This is a genomic window from Daejeonella sp. (genome assembly GCF_037719425.1).
In the GTDB taxonomy this organism is placed as follows: Bacteria; Bacteroidota; Bacteroidia; order Sphingobacteriales; family Sphingobacteriaceae; genus Daejeonella.
On the sequence record NZ_JBBJNI010000144.1, the window covers coordinates 1 to 733 of the forward strand.

General features: G+C 43.8%; 2 protein-coding genes. Both read left to right on the forward strand.

What is annotated here, in order from left to right:
- The coding region (locus tag WKF69_RS15895) for a DUF1731 domain-containing protein (protein ID WP_340383112.1) at positions 1 to 415 on the forward strand (415 nt) is incomplete at its 5' end.
- Between the two features lie 6 nt (positions 416 to 421).
- A partial coding sequence (locus tag WKF69_RS15900; protein WP_340383113.1) for a deoxyribodipyrimidine photo-lyase occupies positions 422 to 733 on the forward strand: 312 nt, incomplete at its 3' end.

A 733-nucleotide genomic window follows, 5' to 3' on the forward strand; every position in this document is an offset into this window, starting at 1 on the left:
TGGGATAGTTTTAACACGGCACGGTGGCGCTTTGGTTGAGCTGGAGAAGCCAGTCAGTTTTTTCGCGGGTGCTGCTTTGGGAAGTGGAAAACAATGGATTCCATGGATCCATTTGTATGATTTGATCTCGATCTTTGAAAAGATCGTTGAAGATCCAGGGTACAATGGCGTTTATAATACCTCTACGCCATTCCCTGTTACTAACTCAGAATTCACCCGGGCAATGGCAAAAAAACTGTCAAGGCCTGTATGGCCGGTAAATGTTCCGAAATTTGTTCTGAAAACTCTCCTTGGGGAAATGAGCGAAATCGTGTTGATTAGCGATCGTAACTCTGCTCAGAAATTGATCAATGCCGGATTCCAGTTTCGTTATCCTGCGCTAGACGACGCTCTTACAGAGATCTACTCGCAATAGTCCTGAATGAAACAGGATGTAAGCGTATTCTGGTTCAGGCGGGATCTTCGTTTGAACGATAATACCGCGTTGTATCATGCACTTCGTTCTCCGTACCCGGTCGTACCAATTTTCATCTTTGATCCCGAAATACTTGACAAGCTGCCTGACAAGGATGATAAGCGGGTTTCTTTTATCCACCAAACACTTCAGTCACTTGATGCAGATCTCCGAAACCACGGCTCATCTTTGTATGTCCTGTATGATGAGGTGAAAGATGCCATTAAAACGATACTTGATGAGTTTGAGGTTAAGAAAATCTTCTTGAATCATGATTAC